9 protein-coding genes are annotated in these 19,515 nt (G+C 67.3%); 5 read left to right on the plus strand and 4 right to left on the minus strand.

Annotation, left to right across the window (positions count from 1 at the left end; translation table 11 throughout):
- The 3 genes from malQ to ettA all read right to left on the minus strand — a co-directional run bounded on the left by malQ (nucleotide 1) and on the right by ettA (nucleotide 4,445).
- Entirely contained in the window at nucleotides 1–2,151 is a 2,151-nt protein-coding gene (gene malQ / locus BLT68_RS02615) for a 4-alpha-glucanotransferase (RefSeq protein ID WP_074632651.1), read from the minus strand.
- Between the two features lie 41 nt (nucleotides 2,152–2,192).
- The gene (locus tag BLT68_RS02620; protein ID WP_050694884.1) at nucleotides 2,193–2,477 is read right to left on the minus strand and encodes a PTS sugar transporter subunit IIB; all 285 of its coding nucleotides are present in this window, start codon (nucleotides 2,475–2,477) and stop codon (nucleotides 2,193–2,195) included.
- Nucleotides 2,478–2,762: 285 nt separating this feature from the next.
- Complete coding sequence (ettA, locus tag BLT68_RS02625; protein WP_074632656.1) at nucleotides 2,763–4,445, minus strand: energy-dependent translational throttle protein EttA; 1,683 nt, start codon at nucleotides 4,443–4,445, stop codon at nucleotides 2,763–2,765.
- A 314-nt stretch (nucleotides 4,446–4,759) separates the two neighbouring features.
- Here ettA and BLT68_RS02630 point away from each other — a divergent pair, with 314 nt between their 5' ends.
- Genes BLT68_RS02630 through BLT68_RS02650 form a run of 5 tightly spaced genes read left to right on the plus strand, consistent with a single transcriptional unit; the run spans nucleotide 4,760 to nucleotide 18,712 of the window.
- Nucleotides 4,760–5,644 (plus strand): biotin--[acetyl-CoA-carboxylase] ligase, encoded by an 885-nt coding sequence (locus BLT68_RS02630; RefSeq protein WP_070778209.1) that lies wholly within the window; start codon nucleotides 4,760–4,762, stop codon nucleotides 5,642–5,644.
- Nucleotides 5,631–7,421 carry an ATP-binding protein gene (locus BLT68_RS02635; RefSeq protein ID WP_074632657.1) on the plus strand — a complete coding sequence of 597 codons (1,791 nt, stop codon included), beginning with the start codon at nucleotides 5,631–5,633 and terminating at the stop codon, nucleotides 7,419–7,421. The genes BLT68_RS02630 and BLT68_RS02635 overlap by 14 nt, the downstream gene beginning before the upstream one ends.
- Nucleotides 7,418–8,974 carry an acyl-CoA carboxylase subunit beta gene (locus tag BLT68_RS02640; RefSeq protein WP_074632659.1) on the plus strand — a complete coding sequence of 519 codons (1,557 nt, stop codon included), beginning with the start codon at nucleotides 7,418–7,420 and terminating at the stop codon, nucleotides 8,972–8,974. The genes BLT68_RS02635 and BLT68_RS02640 overlap by 4 nt, the downstream gene beginning before the upstream one ends.
- Nucleotides 8,975–9,017: 43 nt before the next feature.
- Complete coding sequence (locus BLT68_RS02645; protein ID WP_074632717.1) at nucleotides 9,018–18,242, plus strand: type I polyketide synthase; 9,225 nt, start codon at nucleotides 9,018–9,020, stop codon at nucleotides 18,240–18,242.
- Nucleotides 18,243–18,247: 5 nt separating this feature from the next.
- Complete coding sequence (locus BLT68_RS02650) at nucleotides 18,248–18,712, plus strand: holo-ACP synthase (RefSeq protein WP_070778205.1); 465 nt, start codon at nucleotides 18,248–18,250, stop codon at nucleotides 18,710–18,712.
- Here BLT68_RS02650 and BLT68_RS02655 read toward each other — a convergent pair.
- On the minus strand, nucleotides 18,709–19,515 hold the full coding sequence (locus BLT68_RS02655; RefSeq protein ID WP_074632661.1) for a single-stranded DNA-binding protein: 807 nt from the start codon (nucleotides 19,513–19,515) through the stop codon (nucleotides 18,709–18,711). The two genes, BLT68_RS02650 and BLT68_RS02655, sit on opposite strands and share 4 nt — an antisense overlap.

Genomic DNA, 19,515 nt, shown 5'->3' on the forward strand with positions numbered 1-19,515 from the left:
CTATCGCACCGCCCCGCTCAGCAGCGCAAACAGCGAGGAGAGCCGCTCGTTGGCGGGCAGGTCCTCGACAAAGACTTCCTCCCCGTCCGAATCGCACAGCGGCACGCACCAGTTCGGGTACAGCTCGGCCCCCGTGCCCGGCATGTTTTGAGGACGCACGTCCCCCACGGCGTCCACGAGGGAGGCGACGACCAGCTTCGACGGGGCCTTCGCGACGTAGTGGTACAGGCCCTCGACGATTTCACGCTCACTGGGCTCGGCACCGTCGATGCAGCCGTACTCGTGCAGTCGCGCCGCGACCTGTTCGCGTTCGAGTCGATCCTTTGCCCGGACGGTCTCGATATCGTCGGTGAGCAGGCCCAGCTCCGCGCGCAGCGTCGTCTGAATACCGCGGATGTACCCGAGGGTCGGCGGTAGATCATGAATGTTGACCGCAGCGAGCGCGCGGTCGCGGTAGTGTTCGGGACGCAGAGGCCATCCCCCGCCGTCCTTTTCGAACCAGACGACCGAGGTGCCCAGTACCCCGCGCTCGCGCAGATAGTCACGCACCCACGGCTCGACCACGCCCAGATCCTCACCGATGACGACCGCGCCGGCGCGCTGTGCCTCCAGCAGGATCACGCCCATCATGGCCTCGTGATCGTAGTACACATAGGTGCCCTCGGTCGCACTGCACCCATCCGGAATCCACCACAGGCGGAACATGCCCAGGATGTGGTCGATGCGTATCGCACCCGCGTTAGCCAGGGCGGCCCGCACCATATCGCGCAGGGGCAGGTACCCCGACTCGGCGAGACTGCGCGGGGACCACGGCGGCTGCGACCAGTTCTGTCCCTGCTGGGAGTAGACGTCCGGCGGGGCGCCCACGCTCATACCGGAAGCAAAGAGCTCGGGTCGGCTCCACTTTTCTGAGCCACGGCCGTGGACGCCCACGGCCAGGTCCGCCATGATGCCGATCTCCATGCCGACCTCGCGCGCCACCTGCTGGGCGTGCTCCAGCTGTTCGGCTGCGATCCACTGGCACCACTGATAGAAATCGACGCGATCCGCCAGCTCGAGGCGCTCCAGCTCGACGCGCGGGGCGGACGAACGCGCGAGGTCGTCGGGAAGCTCGATGGTTCCCTCGCGCTCCACAAGAGCGCACCACAGCGCGTAGTTGGACAGTTCGGATCCTCCGCGCTCAATGAAATGCTCGAACTGCGACTGCCGGTGGTATTGGCGGGGCGCGGAGAAGATGACCTCCAGCGCCTTGCGTTTTGCCTCCCACGCGCAGTCACGATCGACCAGGTCCTCGCGGGTGTCGAATTGACGGGTCTCGTCGCGCAGTTGATCGATGGCGTCGCGCGAGGCCTGCGGCAAGGCCGCGTACTCGTCAATGTCCTCGGGACGGATGTAGATCGGGTTGAGCCAACGGCGAGACACCGGCAGGTAAGGCGAGTTCTCGAGGGGCGACACCGGCTGAGACGCGTGCACCGGATTAACCAGGAGGAAGTCCGCGCCCTTATCCGCGCACACGGCCGCCAGATCCGCCAGATCCGAGGCGTCGCCGATCCCCCACGAGCCCGCCGAACGCGTCGAATACAGCTGGGCGTTGACCCCCCACGCGCGGCGAGAAGACTCCAGGATCGGCAGCGACAGCGAGTTCGGAACGATGACCAGCGTGGCAGACTCAACACGTCCGCCCTCGACGGTAGCCACGAGACGATGCCAACCGAGGGGCAGCCAGTGAGGCACGTCGAAGGTCGCGCGACCCACGAGTTCGCCATCGATCATGCGGGGGGGGACATAGTGGTCAATCTGCTCACAGCTCCCCTTGCGCCCGTCTTCGAGCACCCACTGGACGTTCACCCACGAGCCGTCGGGAACATGAACGGGGAACAAGTATCCGCCCCCCTGTCGCGCGACGATCGTCGGCGGCAGGGTGCGACGCCATTGCCGTTCGTCGGTCAGGCGCATCGCCCGCTCGACGTCGCCCACCGTCGATGACTCGTCAAGGGGAAGCCCCAGCGCACCGAGGACCTTCAGCAGGGTCGGGGCGCCAACCCCCACCCAGTTCCCGTACCAGTCCCAAAAACCGGTAGCGACACCGTTTGCATCGGCGATACGGCGCAGTTGATCAATGTTGTCGGATGCGGGGGCATGGATATCCACGGAAGAGCCTTCTACGTTGTGGGCTGAGAACACTGTTAAGTCTAGGCGTGCGCCCGCTGCGGCAGAACCGCCTCGGGAGTGTCATGAGACACGCTATCGAGGCGGGCAATCATCGCCGCCGCTATGTCGTCCGAGGGCGCTCCGCAGACGATCTGTACGACGTTGCCGGAGCGCACGACGGCCAGCACACCGTCGACGCGCAGCGCGGCCTCGTCGACCGCCCGCTGAGATTTCACCTGGATACGGATACGCATCGTGCAGGGTTCAACCTCAACAATATTGAGATATCCACCCAGCGCATCAATGAGCGTTTGCTCGATCGCCATCGGAGCCCCTTTCGCACCGTTGGTTCTTTGCGATACGAGTCACATAGTAGATGTGACCTACGCAAAAGGCAAATGTATGTCTCGGCGCGTGTGAAACTCCTGTCAAGTGGGGCACCAGGACCTCAACGCCAGATCACAACCCGGCAGGCCAGCCTATTGGCCACATTGTCAAACCTCGCACTCATCCGCGCCACCGCCTTCGTCCCGCCCTCAGTCCCCCTACGCCGGCATCCGTCGGAATTGGACGAGGGGGGAGAGCCTGGGCTCTCCCCCCTCGTCCAACTGTCAGTCCCGCGTCAGCTTCCTGTGCGTGACGCGATGCGGAGTCGCGGCCGCCTCGCCCAGGCGGGCCACCTTATTCTTCTCGTACGCCTCGAAGTTCCCTTCGAACCAGTACCAGTTATCGGGCTCTTCCTCCGTGCCTTCCCAGGCGAGGATGTGCGTGGCGACGCGATCCAGGAACCAGCGGTCGTGAGTGACGACCACCGCGCAGCCCGGGAACGCGAGCAGGGCGTTCTCGAGCGACCCCAGCGTCTCGACGTCCAGGTCATTCGTCGGCTCGTCCAACAGGAGGAGGTTGCCTCCCTGCTTCAGGGTGAGCGCCAGGTTCAGGCGGTTACGCTCACCGCCGGAGAGGACGCCTGCGGGCTTTTGCTGGTCCGGCCCCTTAAAGCCGAAGGCGGACACGTAGGCGCGCGAGGGCATCTCGACGTTGCCCACCTGGATAAAGTCGAGCCCGTCGGAGACGACCTGCCAGAGTGTCTTGTCCGGGTCGATGCCCGCGCGACTCTGGTCGACGTAGCTAATCTTCACGGTCTCACCGATGGTGAGCTCACCGCCGTCCAGGGGCTCCATGCCGACGATCGTCTTGAACAGCGTCGTCTTGCCGACGCCGTTGGGGCCGATGACACCCACGATGCCGTTGCGTGGCAGGGAGAAGGACAATCCGTTGATCAGCGAACGATCGCCGAACCCCTTGCTCAGATCCTTCGCCTCGATGACGACACTGCCCAGGCGCGGACCCGGTGGGATCTGAATCTCTTCAAAGTCGAGCTTGCGCGTGCGCTCCGCCTCGGCCGCCATCTCCTCGTAGCGAGCCAGACGCGCCTTGGATTTGGCCTGACGCCCCTTGGCGTTAGAGCGAACCCACTCGAGTTCTTCCTTCAGACGCTTGGCCAGCTTGGCGTCCTTCTGCCCCTGAACCTCAAGGCGCTTCTCCTTGGTCTCCAGGTAGGTCGAGTAGTTACCCTCGTAGGGGTAGAGGTGGCCGCGGTCGACCTCGGCGATCCATCCGGCGACGTGGTCCAGGAAGTATCGGTCGTGGGTGACGGCGATGACGGCACCCGGGTAGGAGGCCAGGTGTTTCTCGAGCCACAGCACGCTCTCCGCGTCGAGATGGTTGGTCGGCTCGTCCAGGAGCAGCAGGTCAGGCGCCTCGATGAGCAGCTTGCACAGCGCCACGCGACGACGCTCGCCGCCCGAGAGAACGGAGACGGGCTGATCCGAAGGCGGGCAGCGCAGCGCGTCCATCGCCTGCTCCAGTTGGGAATCAATGTCCCACGCATTGGCGGCGTCAATCTCGGTCTGCAGCTTGCCCATCTCATCCATGAGCGCATCAAAATCAGCATCCGGATTCGCCATCTCTTCCGAAATCTCGTTGAAACGGGCAATCTTGCCGAAGATATCAGCGGCGCCCATACGCACGTTCTCGATGACGGTTTTGTCATCGTCCAGGATCGGCTCCTGCATGAGTATGCCGACGCTGTAGCCGGGCGTCAGGCGCGCCTCGCCGTTGCTGGGCTCGTCGAGTCCGGCCATGATCTTGAGGATCGAAGACTTACCGGCACCGTTGGGGCCAACCATGCCGATCTTTGCGCCCGGAAAGAAGCTCATGGTGACATCATCGAGGATGACCTTGTCACCGATGGCCTTGCGGGCCTTGATCATTTGATAAATAAACTCCGCCACGTTACTCCGTTCGGGTGGTTCGGGGCGCGCCTTCGCGCGCGTTCTCCCCCATCGTAGCGACCCCGCACCGGGCTGCGGGCAGGCCAATGCGCTAACACCGCCGGTGATCCTCATCTCAGGCCGAAATTTCGCGGATTTCGCGCCTTCCGCACGCTTGCGGGCATCTCGCTTGGTTACGGAAGCGTAGCGATTTGCCGACAACTATTGCAATCTTTTAAGAAACCTGTGCGCATCTTCGCTTTTTAGGACAAACTTTGAAGTACCGGGGGTGACCCCAGCCATCGACACAGTAAAAGCACGAGGAAGGAGCGGACATGGACGCGCCCACGCGCATCGCCATCGACGGGGCACAGGCCCCCGTGTACCGCGTCCCGAGTGCCCCCTCGACCCTCGATCTGGCCACCGCGCTCCTCGCCGATACCGCGATCCCCACACCCCACATGACGACGGTCATCGCCGATCACCAAAGCGCCGGACGGGGCCGACTCGGACGCACCTGGGCCGCTCCCCGCGGACAAGCGCTCCTGGCCTCGACCATCGTGTCCGTACCGGCATCCCTGCCCACCGAAGCTCTCGGCTGGCTCGTCCACGCGTGCGCGCTCAGCGTGCGAGACGCCCTGCGCAAGCGTCTCGCCCCGCTCAACCACGAGGTCTTCCTCAAGTGGCCCAACGACGTCCTCGTGGACAAACGGCGCAAGATCTGTGGAATCCTCGCCCAGCTCAGCCCGGCCTCGTCCCCCTTCACGACCACCGCGATACTCGGCTACGGCATCAACATCGCGCAAAGCGACACCGACCTGCCCACCCCGCAGGCGACTTCCCTCCTCGCGGAGGGCGACGCCCTGGCCGGAACGGACCCCGTCGGCGTCACCCACACCCTACTCACCGACATCCTGGTAGGCCTGAAGGCGCGCATCCGCTCCCTGGTCGCCCACGGAAGCGCCGCGGCGAGCGGCCTCATGGACGAGGCCATGGCCGCCCAGGCGTTCATCGGAGGCCGGATCGCCGTGGCCGAACCCACCGACCCGACGGGGACACCCGCGCTCGAAGGAACCGCGCTCTCTCTCAGCTCCACCGGAGCCCTCCTGCTGCGCAGCGACGACGGACGTACCCACGAGATCCACGCCGGCGACGTCCTGGCCACCACGACCCCCGTGAGAACCGCTCACAACACCAAGGAGAAGCGTGCGAACAATTAACCGAATCCTCGTCGCCAACCGAGGCGAGATCGCCCTGCGCGTGTGCCGCACCGCCACGGACATGGGCATCTCAACCATCGCCGTGTACGCCGACCAGGACATGGCCGCGCCCCACACGCGCGAAGCCGACGAGGCGCTTGCACTTGGCGGAGACGACGCGGCATCGACCTATCTGGACAGCGAAAAGATCCTGGCCATCGGAATCGAAACCGGTGCCGACGCCATCCACCCCGGATACGGTTTCCTCTCCGAAAACTCCAGCTTCGCGCGCGCTGTCGAGGACGCCGGCATCGCGTGGCTCGGCCCCTCCTCCGCCGTCATTGACGCCCTCGGAGACAAGATAAAGGCACGCCGAGTTGCCGAGGCCTGCGGCGTTTCCCCCGTCCCCGGCGTCTCCCAGCCCGTCACCTCGCGCGCCGAGGTCGAAGACTTCATCGCGACCGCCGGATACCCCGTCGTCCTCAAGCGGGCCGACGGCGGCGGCGGACGCGGCATCAGCGTCATCCGCTGCGCCTCAGACCTGGACCTCTTTTTTACCCGCCACGCCGACAGCGCCGATCTGGGCGCCCACTTCGTCGAGCGCTTCGTGGAGGTCGCCCGCCACGTCGAAACCCAGTGCGCGCGCGACGCGCTCGGTAATTTCCACGTCATCTCGACCCGCGACTGCTCGGTCCAGCGCCGCAACCAGAAGCTCGTCGAAGAAGCCCCCGCGCCGTTCCTGCCGGACGGAGCACACGAGACCCTCATCGCCTCCTCCCGCGCTCTCTTTGAGCACGTGAACTACATCGGCGTCGGCACCGTTGAATTCCTGCTCGAACCCGACGGCAACATCTGGTTCCTCGAAGTCAACCCCCGCCTGCAGGTTGAGCACCCCGTCTCCGAAGAGGTCACCGGCATCGACCTGGTTCGCGAGCAGATCCGTATCGCCCAGGGACTCGCCCTCACCACGCCTCCCGAACCGCGCGGACACTCCTTCGAGTTCCGCATCACCTCGGAGGACCCTTCCCAGGACCTCACCCCCACCGCCGGACGCCTCGACGAGGTCCACTGGCCCCTCGGTCCCGGAATCCGCCTCGAGCTCGGTATCGACCAGGGAGACACGGTTCAGACCGCATTCGACTCTATGATCGCCAAGATCATCGTCACCGGCGCCGACCGCGAGCAGGCTCTCGCCCGTTCGCGCCGCGCGCTCGCCGAGTTCTCCGTCCAAGGCGTGGCCACACCCGTCCCCGTCTATCAGGACATCATCAACGACCCCGACTTCTGCGGGGTCGGCGGATTCAACGTCTCCACGCGCTGGTTCGAAACATCCTTCATGACCCGCCACGACTACTCAGACCTCGCGATCCCCGCCGAGGCCTCGTCGACGGCTGACCTTCCCCGCCAGACCTACATCATCGAATTGGACGGGCGGCGCGTCAGCCTCACCCTTCCCGCCGGCATGTTCAACGCGCCGACCGCACCCGCCCCCCGCCCGCCGCAGCCGCTGCGTTCCTCCTCGAGGCGCGCCGCCGCGGCCGCGCCCCACGTGGGCCCGCACCAGGGCGCCCCCGGTGACATTATCGCCCCCATGCAGGCCATCGTCGTCGCTCTGGCAGTGGGAGAAGGCGAACGAGTCGAGGAGGGCCAACTCGTGGCCGTCCTCGAAGCGATGAAGATGGAAAAGCCGCTACTAGCGCCGCGAGCAGGCACCGTCACCGCCCTGACGGTCAGCCCGGGCGATACCGTGACCGCGGGTAGCCGCATCGCCCACATCACCGACGAGGAGGCACAATGAGCACGCCCAACCCGCTCACTCGCGACGGCTTTATCCAAGCACAAGACGCGCTGGCAAGCGCCGCCGAAGAGAAGGCGGCACAGCGCCAGCACGCCAAACACAAGCTCACCGCCCGCGAGCGCCTGGCCCTGTTCTTCGATGACGGAGTGTGGCACGAGGTCGGTCAGTTCATCGGCGGGTCCGTTCGCGCTGGGCGGGTCGGCTCGGCGGTGGCTGCCGGGTACGGGCGCGTGCAGGGGCGAATGGTCGCCGCGTACGCGCAGGACTTCTCGGTGCTGGGTGGGACCCTGGGCAAGGTCGAGGGCGATAAAATCGTCGACCTGATCGACCTGGGTATTCGCATGCGTATCCCGATTGTCGGGATCCAGGATTCGGGCGGCGCGCGTATCCAGGAGGGCGTTGTTGCCCTGGCCCAGTACGGTCGGATCTTTAAGAAGACGTGCGAAGCCTCCGGTTTGGTTCCCCAGATTTCAATCATCCTGGGTCCGTGTGCGGGTGGCGCCGTCTACCAGCCGGCCCTGACCGATTTCATTGTGATGACGCGCGAAAACTCGCATATGTTCGTCACCGGACCCGACGTGGTCGCGGCGACGACGGGCGAGAAGGTGACGCTCGATGAATTGGGTGGCGCGACGATCCACAACTTCCAATCCGGCGTCGCCCACCACATGGCCGACACGGAAGAGGAAGCCATCGATTACGTGCGCTCACTCCTGGACTACCTGCCGTCGTCGTGCGAGGTTGCTCCCCCGCGTTACGAGTACCTTCCCAACCCCGAAGACGAGGAGGCTGCCCGCGCGGTTGCGGATCTGGTGCCGACGTCGGCTCGACAGCCCTACGACGTGCGCGACGTGGTGCGCGCGCTGGTGGATCACGGGGAATACGTCGAGATTCAGGACCTGTTTGCCCCCAATGTGACGATTGGTTTCGCGTGCGTTGACGGCGCCTCTGTCGGTATCGTCGCCAACCAGCCGATGAATGACGCGGGCACCCTTGATGTGGATGCGTCGGAAAAGACGGCGCGTTTCGTGCGATTCTGTGACGCCTTCGGGCTGCCGATCGTGACTTTTGTGGACGTTCCCGGGTATCGTCCGGGGACCGAGCAGGAGCAGGCGGGCATCATTCGCCGCGGAGCAAAGGTGATCGTTGCCTACGCGAATGCAACCGTTCCGATGGTGACGGTGATCCTGCGGAAGGCCTACGGCGGCGCCTACATCGTCATGGGGTCAAAGTCTATTGGCGCGGATCTGGCGTTCGCGTGGCCCGACGCGCAGATCGCCGTCATGGGCGCGGAGGGCGCGGCGTCGATCATGTACCGCCGCGAACTGGCGGCCGCCCGCGAGGACGGGAGCTTTGAAGAGACGAAGGCCGCTCTGGTTGCTCGCTACGAGGAGGAGACGGTCAATCCCGAGGTGTCCGTGGCCTCGGGTCAGCTCGACGGCATTATCCGACCGGCCGACACGCGTCAGACCATTATCGATTCCCTGCACCTGCTGGCCTCCAAAGACCAGCGTGCGCCCCACGTGAAGCGTCACGACAACGGTCCCCTGTGACCGACACCGTGTGAAAGTAATGTCCCCGATGGAAAGCAAGAACATGTCTTTTGTCTCCTCTTTAAACGAGATTCCCTACGCGCTCACTTTCGCCGGTCAGGCCACCCCGTGGCGTTCGGCTCTCGACGAGATAGCCCACGACCCCGAGATCGCCGCTCTTGTGGCAGGCGTGATCGAAGCCTCGGACGCGGTGCTGTCGCCTGTGCGTCGCTCGCTGGCCACGCAGTCGGTCGCCTCCCTGCCCTTCGATCTGCCTGCTGAGTCCGGATCCGCGGCCGTGACCCGCGCTGTTGCCGGACCCGACGAGGCGGCGCTGTCCGTTCCTGGCATCGTCGCCGCGCAGCTGGGTGCCCTCATCGACCTGACGCGCGCCGGCTTGAACGTCGCCGCGAACCGGCCGAGGGCCTTCGAGGGGCATTCCCAGGGCGTCCTGGGCGTCGAGATCGCTCGGGCGTGGATCGCCGGGGACGAGGCCCGGGCGGCGTCCGTGTTCGCGCTCGCTCGTTTGATCGGCGCTGCGGCGGCCCGCGTGACGCGTCGTGCACGCGCCCCCCACGCCGGGGACGCAACCTACATGGTGTCCGTGCGCGGCGTGGGGGACGCACTCCTTTCCCGCATCGTGGATTCCCTGCCCTCCACGTCCCACCCGTTGTCGATCGCCCTGCGAAACGACACGGACACGCACGTTGTTTCCGGTGCTCCCGCCGACCTGGCGGCCCTCGTTAACGCCGTCACGCGCGCGGCCGCAAAGGACAAGGCGGCTCACGACGCGCACGAGCGCGGCGGTCGTCCCCTGTCGCCCGTGTGCGAGTATCTGCCGGTGTACGTGCCCTTCCACTCCCCCATGCTGGCGGATGCGCTGACGCAGGTCGACGAGTGGGCCGCTCAGTGCGGTATTGACGCGTCCCTGGCGCACTCGCTCGCATCCGCTGTCCTGACCACGCCGGTCGACTGGCCGGAGCAGATTCAAACCGCGACGGCCACCGGTGCCACCTGGATCGTCGATGTGGGCCCTGGTGCGACGACCGTGCGCATGACGCGCGCGCTCGTGGAGGGTACCGGCGTGGGCGTCGTCTCCGCAGGCACCGCAGCGGACCGCGACAAGGCCGCCACCCCCGGCTGGGTGCCGGAACCCGGAACCGACTGGTCAAACCTGCGTCCCGGCCTGGTGACGCTCCCCGATGGCAAGACCGTCGTCGACACCGCTTTCTCTCGCCTGACCGGTCGCTCCCCCATCCTGTTGGCCGGTATGACCCCCACGACCGTTGACCCCGAGATCGTCGCAGCCGCTGCTAACGCCGGTTTTTGGGCTGAAATGGCCGGCGGCGGCCAGGTCACCGAAGAGGTGTACAACGAAAACCTGGCCGGCCTGCGCGCCCAGCTGCGCCCCGGCCACACCGCCGAGTTCAACTCCATGTTCCTGGACCGTTACCTGTGGAACCTGCAGTTCGGACAGGCCCGCATCGTATCGCGCTCGCGCGCTTCCGGCGCCCCCATCGACGGCGTCGTCATTTCCGCGGGTATCCCCGAGCAGGACGAGGCGCTGGCCCTCATTGAGCAGCTGCGCGCCGACGGCTTCCCCTACGTGGTTTTCAAGCCGGGAACGGTTGACCAGATCCGCAAGGTCATTGCCATTGCCCGTGAGGCTGCGCCGACCAAGATCATCGTCCAGGTCGAGGACGGCCACTCGGGTGGCCACCACTCCTGGGAGGACCTGTCCGACCTGCTGCTGGCCACCTACGCTCAGCTGCGAGCGCAGTCGAACATCGTCCTGACCGTTGGCGGCGGCATCGGCACGCCCGAGCGCGCCGCCGACTTCCTCACCGGCGATTGGTCGGCCCGCTATGGCCGTCCACCCATGCCGGTCGACGGTGTTCTCGTGGGCACCGCCGCGATGACCACGAAGGAGGCGCACACGACCAAGGCCGTCAAGGAACTGCTGGTCGCCACCCCCGGGGTTCCGGCGGACGACGACCAAGACGGCTGGGTCGGTGAGGGCGTGAGCCGCGGCGGCATGACGTCCGGCCTGTCCCACCTGCGCGCCGACATGCACGAGGTGTCCAACGCCGCCGCGGCGGCCGCGCGCATCATTGCGGAGATCGGTTCCGACGGGGCCCAGGTGCGCGCCCGCAAAGATGAGATCATCGAGATTCTCTCGCACACGGCCAAGCCCTACTTTGGCGACCTGAAAGACATGACCTACGAGGCGTGGGTGCGCCGCTTCGCGGACCTGTCCTACCCGTGGGTGGACCCGACGTGGCAGATCCGCTACCACGACCTGCTCCAGCGCGTCGAGGCCCGCCTCGCCCCCGTGGACCACGGCGAGGTCGAAACCCTGTTCCCCGAGGTCGCGGACGTGGCCGACGCACACGCCGCCGCCAATCGCCTGCTGTCCGCGTACCCGAACGCCGCGACTACCCACGTCACCCCGATCGACGCCGCCTGGTTCCCGGCCCTGTGCCGTTCCTATCCCAAGCCGATGCCGTTCGTTCCGATCCTGGACGACGACCTGATCCGCTGGTGGGGCCAGGACTGCCTCTGGCAGGCGCAGGACGAGCGTTACACGGCGGACCAGGTGCGTATCATCCCAGGCCCGGTCTCCGTCGCCGGCATCGACCGCGTTGACGAGCCAGTGGCCTCCCTGTTGGGCCGCTTCGAAGCCGCCGCCGCGAGTCGTCTGGCCGCCTCCGGAGCGGTTGCCACCCCGGTGGCCGCCCGCCTGGGCAACGGCTCGCCGGCCGCCACGCGCGACGAGTGGCTGCGTAAGGTGCCGTTCATCTCGTGGACCGGTCACCTTATGACCAACCCCGCCGCCATCCTCGATGCCGAGCGGGTGTCGCTGAAGGAGACCGAGACCGGCGTGGACATGGTGATCCACCTGGATACCGCGTGGGATGGGGATCCGCGCGGCAACGAGAAGCATGCTGTCCGTGAGCTGGTTTTCCCGCTGGTGCTCAGCGGTGAGGACGGCGCGGTTCCCGTCATCGACGAAGCCAAGCTGCCCCAGCACATGTACGCCATGCTCGCGGCGACCGCCGGCGTGACCTCCGTGTCCGCTGCCGGTGACACCGTTGACGCGCTGCCCGTCATGGCTCCCTCCACAAAGTCCGTTTTCGGCGAGGCACACTACTCCTTCACCCTGGCGCCCACGCTCGGTTTCGACCATGCGGAGGCCACAGGTGCGGCGCTGCCCGCCGACTACGAGTTGGCCTCCTGGGCTCCCGACGCTCTGCTTGGTCCGGCTTGGCCGGCCATCTACGCGGCCCTCGGATCGGCGATCCACAACGACTATCCGGTCATTGAGGGTCTGCTCAACGCCGTTCACTTGGATCACTCGATCACCCTGGATCGCACGCCCGAGGAGATGCTCGCCCGCGGGATCCACACGATCGACGTGACCAGTCACGTTGCAGCCGTTGACGAGTCCTCGTCCGGCCGCATCGTCACCGTCGCCCTCGAACTGACGGCGAACGGCGAGCACGTGGGTGCCACGCAAGAGCGTTTCGCGATTCGCGGCCGCGCCACCGGCAACCGCGCCCCCTCCGAGGCCGCCCCCTTCGGCGGAGCCTCCATCGAGGTCGTTGACACGCCCCGATCGGTGCTGCGCCGCGTGAGTGTCCAGGCGCCCGATGACATGACGCCCTTCGCGATCGTGTCGGGCGACTACAACCCGATCCACACGTCCTACGCGGCCGCCAAGGTCGCGGGCATGGACGCTCCGCTGGTGCACGGGATGTGGCTGTCTGCGACCGCTCAGCACGCGGCCGAGGCCGTGGTCGCCTCCCAGGGCGGCGCCCAGATCGCCGGCTGGACCTACTACATGTACGGTACCGTCGACCTGAACGACGAGGTCGAGATCACCGTCGAGCGCGTCGGGCGCGTCGTCGGCGGGGGCCTGTCGCTGGAGGTGACCTGCCGTATCGACAAGCAGGTTGTGTCGCGCGCGTCGGCCTACACCTTTGCCCCGAAGGTCGCCTACGTCTATCCCGGCCAGGGCATCCAGTCCGCGGGCATGGGCCTGGATGAGCGCGCCAAATCAAAGGCCGTGGACGAGGTGTGGCGACGCGCCGACGCTCACACGCGCGAGGCGATGGGCTTCTCCATCCTGGCGATCGTCCGCGATAACCCGACCGAGATCGTCGCCCGCGGCGTCACCTACCGTCACCCAGAGGGCGTCCTCAACCTCACGCAGTTCACGCAGGTTGCTCTGGCTACCCTCGCGATCGGCCAGACGGCCCGACTGCGCGAAGAAGGCGTGCTGGTTCCGGGGGCGGCCTTCGCCGGGCACTCCCTGGGCGAGTACGACGCTCTGGCCGCCTACGCGGACGTGTTCCCGCTGGAGACGGTGCTCGACCTGGTCTTCCAGCGCGGCTCCACGATGCATTCGCTGGTCCCGCGCGACGAGAGGGGGCGCTCGAACTACAGGATGGGTGCCCTGCGCCCCAGCCAGTTCGGCGTTGACGACTCACACGTCGTTGACTATGTCGCTTCCATCGCCGAGTCCTCGGGCGAGTTCTTGCAGATCGTGAACTTCAACCTGGCCGGACAGCAGTACGCGGTCGCCGGCACGGTCGCGGGCCTCGCAGCCCTCGAAGAGGACTCGAACGCTCGCGCCGCCGCGCGCGGAGGCAAGCGCGCGTTCATGTACGTGCCCGGCATTGACGTCCCCTTCCACTCGACCGTCCTGCGCGGTGGCGTCGCGGACTTCCGCACAAAGGTTGACGAGCGCTTGCCCGAGCACATCGATCCGTCCAAGCTCGTGGGCCGCTACATCCCGAACTTGGTTGCCCGCCCCTTCGAGCTGACCCGCGAGTTCGCCCAGTCCATCCTGGATGTTGTCCCCTCGCAGCCGGTGCGCGATCTCCTTGAGACTCCGGGAGCGTGGGACGAGGCAGCGTCGCGGCCGGGCAGGCTGGCTCGCACGCTGCTCATCGAGCTCCTGTGCTGGCAGTTCGCTTCCCCGGTGCGTTGGATCGAGACGCAGCGCGTCCTGCTCGGCGACGGCCAGGCCGCCCCCGGCGTGGCGGGCCTGGGCGTCGAAGAGGTCATCGAGGTCGGCCTGGGAGCCTCCCCGACCCTGGCAAACCTGGCCGCACGAACGCTGGCCGCGCCGGAGTTTGCGCTGACCCGCGTGGAGGTCCTCAACGTCCAGCGCGACGAGGCTCGCGTCTACGCGACCGATGTCGCCGTGATCGAGGACGACGAGGATGAGGAGGTGGCAAAGGCTGCGGAGGCGGCCACGCCGACTCCCGAGGCCGTCCCCGCTGCCGCACCGGCCGCGGCCGAATCCACCCCCGCTCCGGCGCCGACCGGCGGCCCCTCGGGCGCAGATGTCACGGACCTGCCTTTTACGGCGTCCTCCGCGATCAAGGCGTTGCTGGCGTTGTCCGCAAAGATCCGCATCGACGAGGTCGGGGCGAGCGACACGACCGAGTCACTGACCAACGGCGTTTCCTCGCGCCGCAACCAGCTGCTGATGGACATGTCCTCGGAGCTGGGACTGAACTCAATCGACGGCGCCGGCGAAGCCGACGTGGCCACCTTGTCCGCCACGGTCGATAAGGCAGCCAAGGGCTACAAGCCCTTCGGTCCCGTGTTGTCCGAGGCCGTCAAGGAGCGCACGCGCAAGCTTTTTGGTGCCGCCGGTGTCAAAGCGAACCGCATTGCCGACCGTGTGACGGGCACGTGGCAACTGGGGGTCGGCTGGGCGCAACACGTGACCGCCGAGATCGTCCTGGGCACGCGCGAGGGCGCCTCGACTCGCGACGGTGACCTGGCTACCCTGCCGCTCGATGCTCCCACGAACGCCGCCGGCGTCGACGCCCTCATCGATGCCGCCGTGGCCGCGGTCGCCGCGCGAGAAGGCGTGTCCGTGTCCCTGCCCAGCGCCGGCGGCGCGTCCGGCGGAGGCATGATCGACTCGGCTGCCCTGGACGCCTACGCCGCGTCCGTCACGGGTGAGGACGGTGTCCTGGCCAAGGCCGCCCGCACGATCTTGTCCGAGCTGGGCTTGAACGAACCCGCCCCCACGGGCGAGGACTCCACCGATGACGCCCGCGTCCTGGACGCGGTTTCCGCCGAACTCGGTTCCGGCTGGGTCGACCTGGTGAAGCCGTGCTTCGACGCCGCGCGCGCCGTGCTGCTGGACGACCGGTGGGCGTCGGCCCGCGAGGACGTAGCACGCTTTGCCGCCGAGGGGCACCTCGCAGAGGGGGCATCCTTCGTCGGCACCGGGCGGGCGGTGGCCGAGCAGGCCTCGTACTGGGCCGATCGCCTGCGCACCGAGGGCGACGCTGATCGCGCGGGACGCCTCGACGCGATCGCTTCCGACGCCCTCGCTTCCAGCGCTGATCTTCCCTACGCGAACGACGTCGCGGTGGTGACCGGCATGACTCCGGCCTCCATCGGCGGCGCGCTCGTCGGCGCTCTGCTCGCCGGCGGCGCGACCGTCATTGCGACCTCCTCGTCAATCTCGGCTTCCCGCCTGGCGTTCGCAAAGGAGCTGTACCGGACGCGCGCCGCCGGTGGGGCGAAGCTGTGGCTGCTTCCCGCCAACCTGGCTTCCTACCGCGACGTTGATGCCCTGGTCGAGTGGATCGGCACGGAGCAGACCAAGTCCGTGGGCGCCGACGTCACGGTGACGAAGGAAGCCCTGGTTCCCACCCTGTTCTACCCGTTCGCTGCTCCCCGTGTCTCGGGCACGCTCGCTGATGCGGGCCCAGCCTCGGAGAACCAGCTGCGCCTGCTTCTGTGGAGCGTCGAGCGTTCCATCGCGGGCCTGGCGGCGATCGGTTCCGACACGCACGCGGACCACCGCGTGCACGTTGTCCTGCCCGGTTCCCCGAACCGCGGCATCTTTGGCGGCGACGGAGCCTACGCGGAGGCGAAGGCGTCCTTCGACGCCATCACGGCCCGCTGGGCGTCCGAACCCGTCTGGGGATCGCGCGTCTCGATCGCTCACCCGCGTATCGGCTGGGTGCGCGGCACCGGGCTGATGGGGGGCAACGATCCGATGGTCGCGGCCGTCGAAGCCGCTGGCGTTCGCACGTGGTCGACCGAAGAGATGGCCGAACAGCTCCTGGCGCTCTCGAGTGCCGAGGTTCGCGCCCAGGCCGCTTGTGCTCCCGTGGACGCGGACCTGACGGGCGGCCTCGATTCGTCGATCGACCTGCGCGCCCTGCGTGCCCAGGCTGCGGCGTCCGCCGCAAAAGAGGTGGAGCCCGAGCCGGTCACGACCGTCTCCGCTCTCCCCTCTCCCTCGCAAGTCACCGTGCCTCACGTTGATCCCGCGCAGTGGGGCGAGGTATCTGCGCCGCTAGCCGACACGGTCGTCGTCGTCGGTCACGGCGAGGTCGGCCCGTGGGGCAGTGCCCGCACGCGCGTCCAGGCGGAGCTCGGCATCCACACGGACGGCTCCGTGGAGCTCACCCCTGCGGGCGTCCTGGAGCTGGCGTGGATGACCGGTCTGCTCACCTGGTCGGACACGCCCGTGGGCGGCTGGTACGACAAGGACGACCAGCTGGTCCCCGAGTCGGAGATCTTCGACCGCTACCGCGACGAGGTCGTGGCCCGTTCCGGCGTGCGTTTCTTCCATGACGACGGACCGCTGCATGACGGCTACACGCCGGAGTCCGCGCTGGTGTTCCTGGACCGCGACATCACCTTCACGGTCGAGGACGAGGCCGAAGCCCGCTCCTACGCGGAGGCAGACCCGCAGTTCACCGTGATCGAGCAAACCGCGTTCGGCGAGTGGCAGGTCACGCGCAAGCTGGGCGCCAAGGTCCGCGTTCCGCGGCGCGCGACGCTCAACCGCCGCATCGGTGGCCTGTTCCCCACGGACCTCGACCCGGCACGCTGGGGAATCCCGGCCTCGATGCTGGACTCGATCGACCCGATCGCCGTGTGGAACCTGGTCAGTGCGGTAGACGCTTTCGTGTCGGCAGGCTTTAGCCCGGCCGAGCTGCTGCGCGTCGTCCACCCGGCAGCCGTCGCCTCGACGCAGGGCACCGGCTTCGGCGGCATGCGCTCGATGCACAAGCTGTTCGTCGACCGTTTCCTGGGCGAAGAATACCCGCAGGACATCCTGCAGGAGACCCTGCCCAACGTGGTCGCGGCACACACCATGCAGTCCTACGTCGGCGGATACGGTTCGATGATCAACCCCGTGGGAGCATGCGCGACCGCTGCGGTGTCCATCGAAGAGGGAGTGGACAAGATCAAGGCCGGTAAAGCCGACTTCGTCGTGGCCGGCGCCATCGACGACATTCAGGTGGAGTCGATCGTGGGCTTCGGCGCGATGAATGCGACGGCGAACTCGCAGGAGCTGCTGGATCGCGGTATCTCCCCACGTTTCGTCTCGCGCGCCAACGACCGCCGTCGCGGCGGCTTCGTCGAGGCACAGGGGGGCGGCACCGTGCTGCTGACCCGCGCGTCGGTGGCCCTCGACATGGGCCTGCCGGTCCTGGCTGTCGTGGCCCACACGCAGACCTTCAGCGATGGCGCACACACGTCGATCCCGGCGCCCGGCCTGGGCGCCCTCGCGGTCGCGCGCGGCAAAGAAGACTCGGCGATTGCCCGCAACCTGGCTGAGCTGGGTGTGGGTATCGACGACGTCGCGTTCGTGTCCAAGCACGATACCTCGACGAATGCCAACGACCCGAACGAGTCGGACCTGCACGCGCGCGTCGGTCAGGCGCTGGGCCGTACGCCCGGCAACCCGCTCCTCGTCATCTCGCAGAAGACCCTGACGGGTCACGCGAAGGGCGGCGCGTGCGTGTTCCAGGTCGGAGGCATCATCGACGTGTTCCGCACCGGTGTGCTCCCCGCGAACGTCGCGCTCGATTGCGTCGACGACGCGATGGAAAAGTTCAGCCCGCTCGTGTGGCTGCGTTCCCCGCTGAATCTGTCGGCTCGCGGCCCGGTGCGCGCGGCGTTCGCCACGTCGCTTGGGTTCGGCCACGTATCCGGCTTCCTGGCGCTGGTCAACCCGGCCGCCTTCGAGGCCATCGTGGAGCGCGAGGCCGGTCGCGATCGGCTTGACGCCTGGCGCGCCGCTTCGGATCGACGTCTGCGCTCCGGCCAGCGTCACATCGAGATGGGTATGCTGGGCCACGCACCGCTGTTCACGTCGGTGGAGGCTCGCCGCCTGCCCGATGATCCGGCGGCCGGCCTCGCGGGTGACCCGCACGAGGTCGAGTCCGCAATCCTGCTGGATCCTGCGGCGCGCCTGGGCCAGGACGGTTTCTACCACCTGCCCACGGGCGAGTAAGCCGCATGCGCGGGCTCGGCGTTGACCTGGTGTTCCTCCCTGAGTTTGCCGCTCAGGTGGGGGCACCCGGATCGGCCTTCCTGGACGGCGTTCTCACGCCGCGGGAGGCCCGCCGGGTCCGCGCACGCGCCGCCGCAACCAGCGGCGCGCAATCCCCCACCGCCCGCCACGACGAGGCCGTGGCCCGCCACGCGGGCGGGCTGTGGGCTGCGAAGGAAGCCTTCATCAAGGCGTGGTCCTCAGCCCTGTTCGCCGCAGCACCCCCCATCGGAGCGGACGAGGTGAATTGGCGCGAGATAGAGGTGATCCACGATCAGTGGGATCGCCCGGCAATCGCGCTGCACGGCGATGTCGCGCGGGCGTGCGAGGCGTGCCTGGGCCCGGCATCCTCCTGGAGGGTGCTCGTGTCCATCAGCCATGATGGCCCGTGCGCGGTCGCGCAGGTCATCATCGCCGATGCCTGCGATTAGACGACCTGAGACGCCGAGGTCGCCGCGTAGTCAAAACGCATCCCGTTTTCGGGACCGCGATCCGAGGCGTCGTCCTCGCCTGCCTCGCACACCTCTGGGACCTCGTGGCTGTTCGCGCCGCTCTCCCCCTGCGTCGGCTCGTGCGGGCCGCACTCGTCGGGTTCTTTCCGAGGATCCCACGCCAGGCCGTGTTCCGGGTTCCACGCGGACGCCTCGGCGTGCTCGGCGGTGCCCTCGACGCCGTGGGTCGCCAGATTCGCCTCCCGGAGCGGGCGTGGTTTTTCTTCCTCCCCACAGTCCTCTCCCGCGGGGAAAGGGGCACCCGCCTGCGTCCCGGATGTATCGTCCCGGTCCTGCGTTCCCCTCCCCGGCCTGGTCGAGAAGGGGTCGCCCTGCGAGCCCGCAGCCGGTTGTTCGGCGAGGCCGTGTACCTGATTCTTGCTGAATTGCGCGGTCCCCCTGGCCAGGTCGTGGCCAACCGCGCTGGCGCGAAACACGATAGAGGATCGGATCTGTCCGCCCGCGTCAATCCACCCATTGGGCACGGGTCGGGCAACCACCACGACGGGGTCGCCCTTGCGGCAGCTGCGGAACACGTTTTCGGCGAGCGTGTCCCACGTTTCGATCGTGTACCAGTAGGCTCCGTCCTCCACGTAGGAGGCAGAGCCCGGCTGGGCCTCGCTCCTGAAACGCCAGCGGGTGATCGCCAGCCGGAACGTGGTCACGCACGTGTTTCCTTTGACGTGCTTCATGAGCGGATCCGATCCGATACGCCCCTTGAGGGTCGTCGATATGTCCTGCAT

This window comes from Schaalia meyeri, assembly GCF_900105015.1.
GTDB classification, from domain to species: Bacteria; Actinomycetota; Actinomycetes; order Actinomycetales; family Actinomycetaceae; genus Pauljensenia; species Pauljensenia meyeri.

Bases quoted from the DNA above. Each gene is read 5' to 3' on its own strand.
- BLT68_RS02620 (WP_050694884.1), bottom strand. From the start codon at position 2,477: ATGGCGATCGAGCAAACGCTCATTGATGCGCTGGGTGGATATCTCAAT.
- BLT68_RS02630 (WP_070778209.1), top strand. From the start codon at position 4,760: ATGGACGCGCCCACGCGCATCGCCATCGACGGGGCACAGGCCCCCGTG.
- BLT68_RS02640 (WP_074632659.1), top strand. From the start codon at position 7,418: ATGAGCACGCCCAACCCGCTCACTCGCGACGGCTTTATCCAAGCACAA.
- BLT68_RS02645 (WP_074632717.1), top strand. From the start codon at position 9,018: ATGTCTTTTGTCTCCTCTTTAAACGAGATTCCCTACGCGCTCACTTTC.
- BLT68_RS02650 (WP_070778205.1), top strand. From the start codon at position 18,248: ATGCGCGGGCTCGGCGTTGACCTGGTGTTCCTCCCTGAGTTTGCCGCT.
- BLT68_RS02655 (WP_074632661.1), bottom strand. From the start codon at position 19,515: ATGCAGGACATATCGACGACCCTCAAGGGGCGTATCGGATCGGATCCG.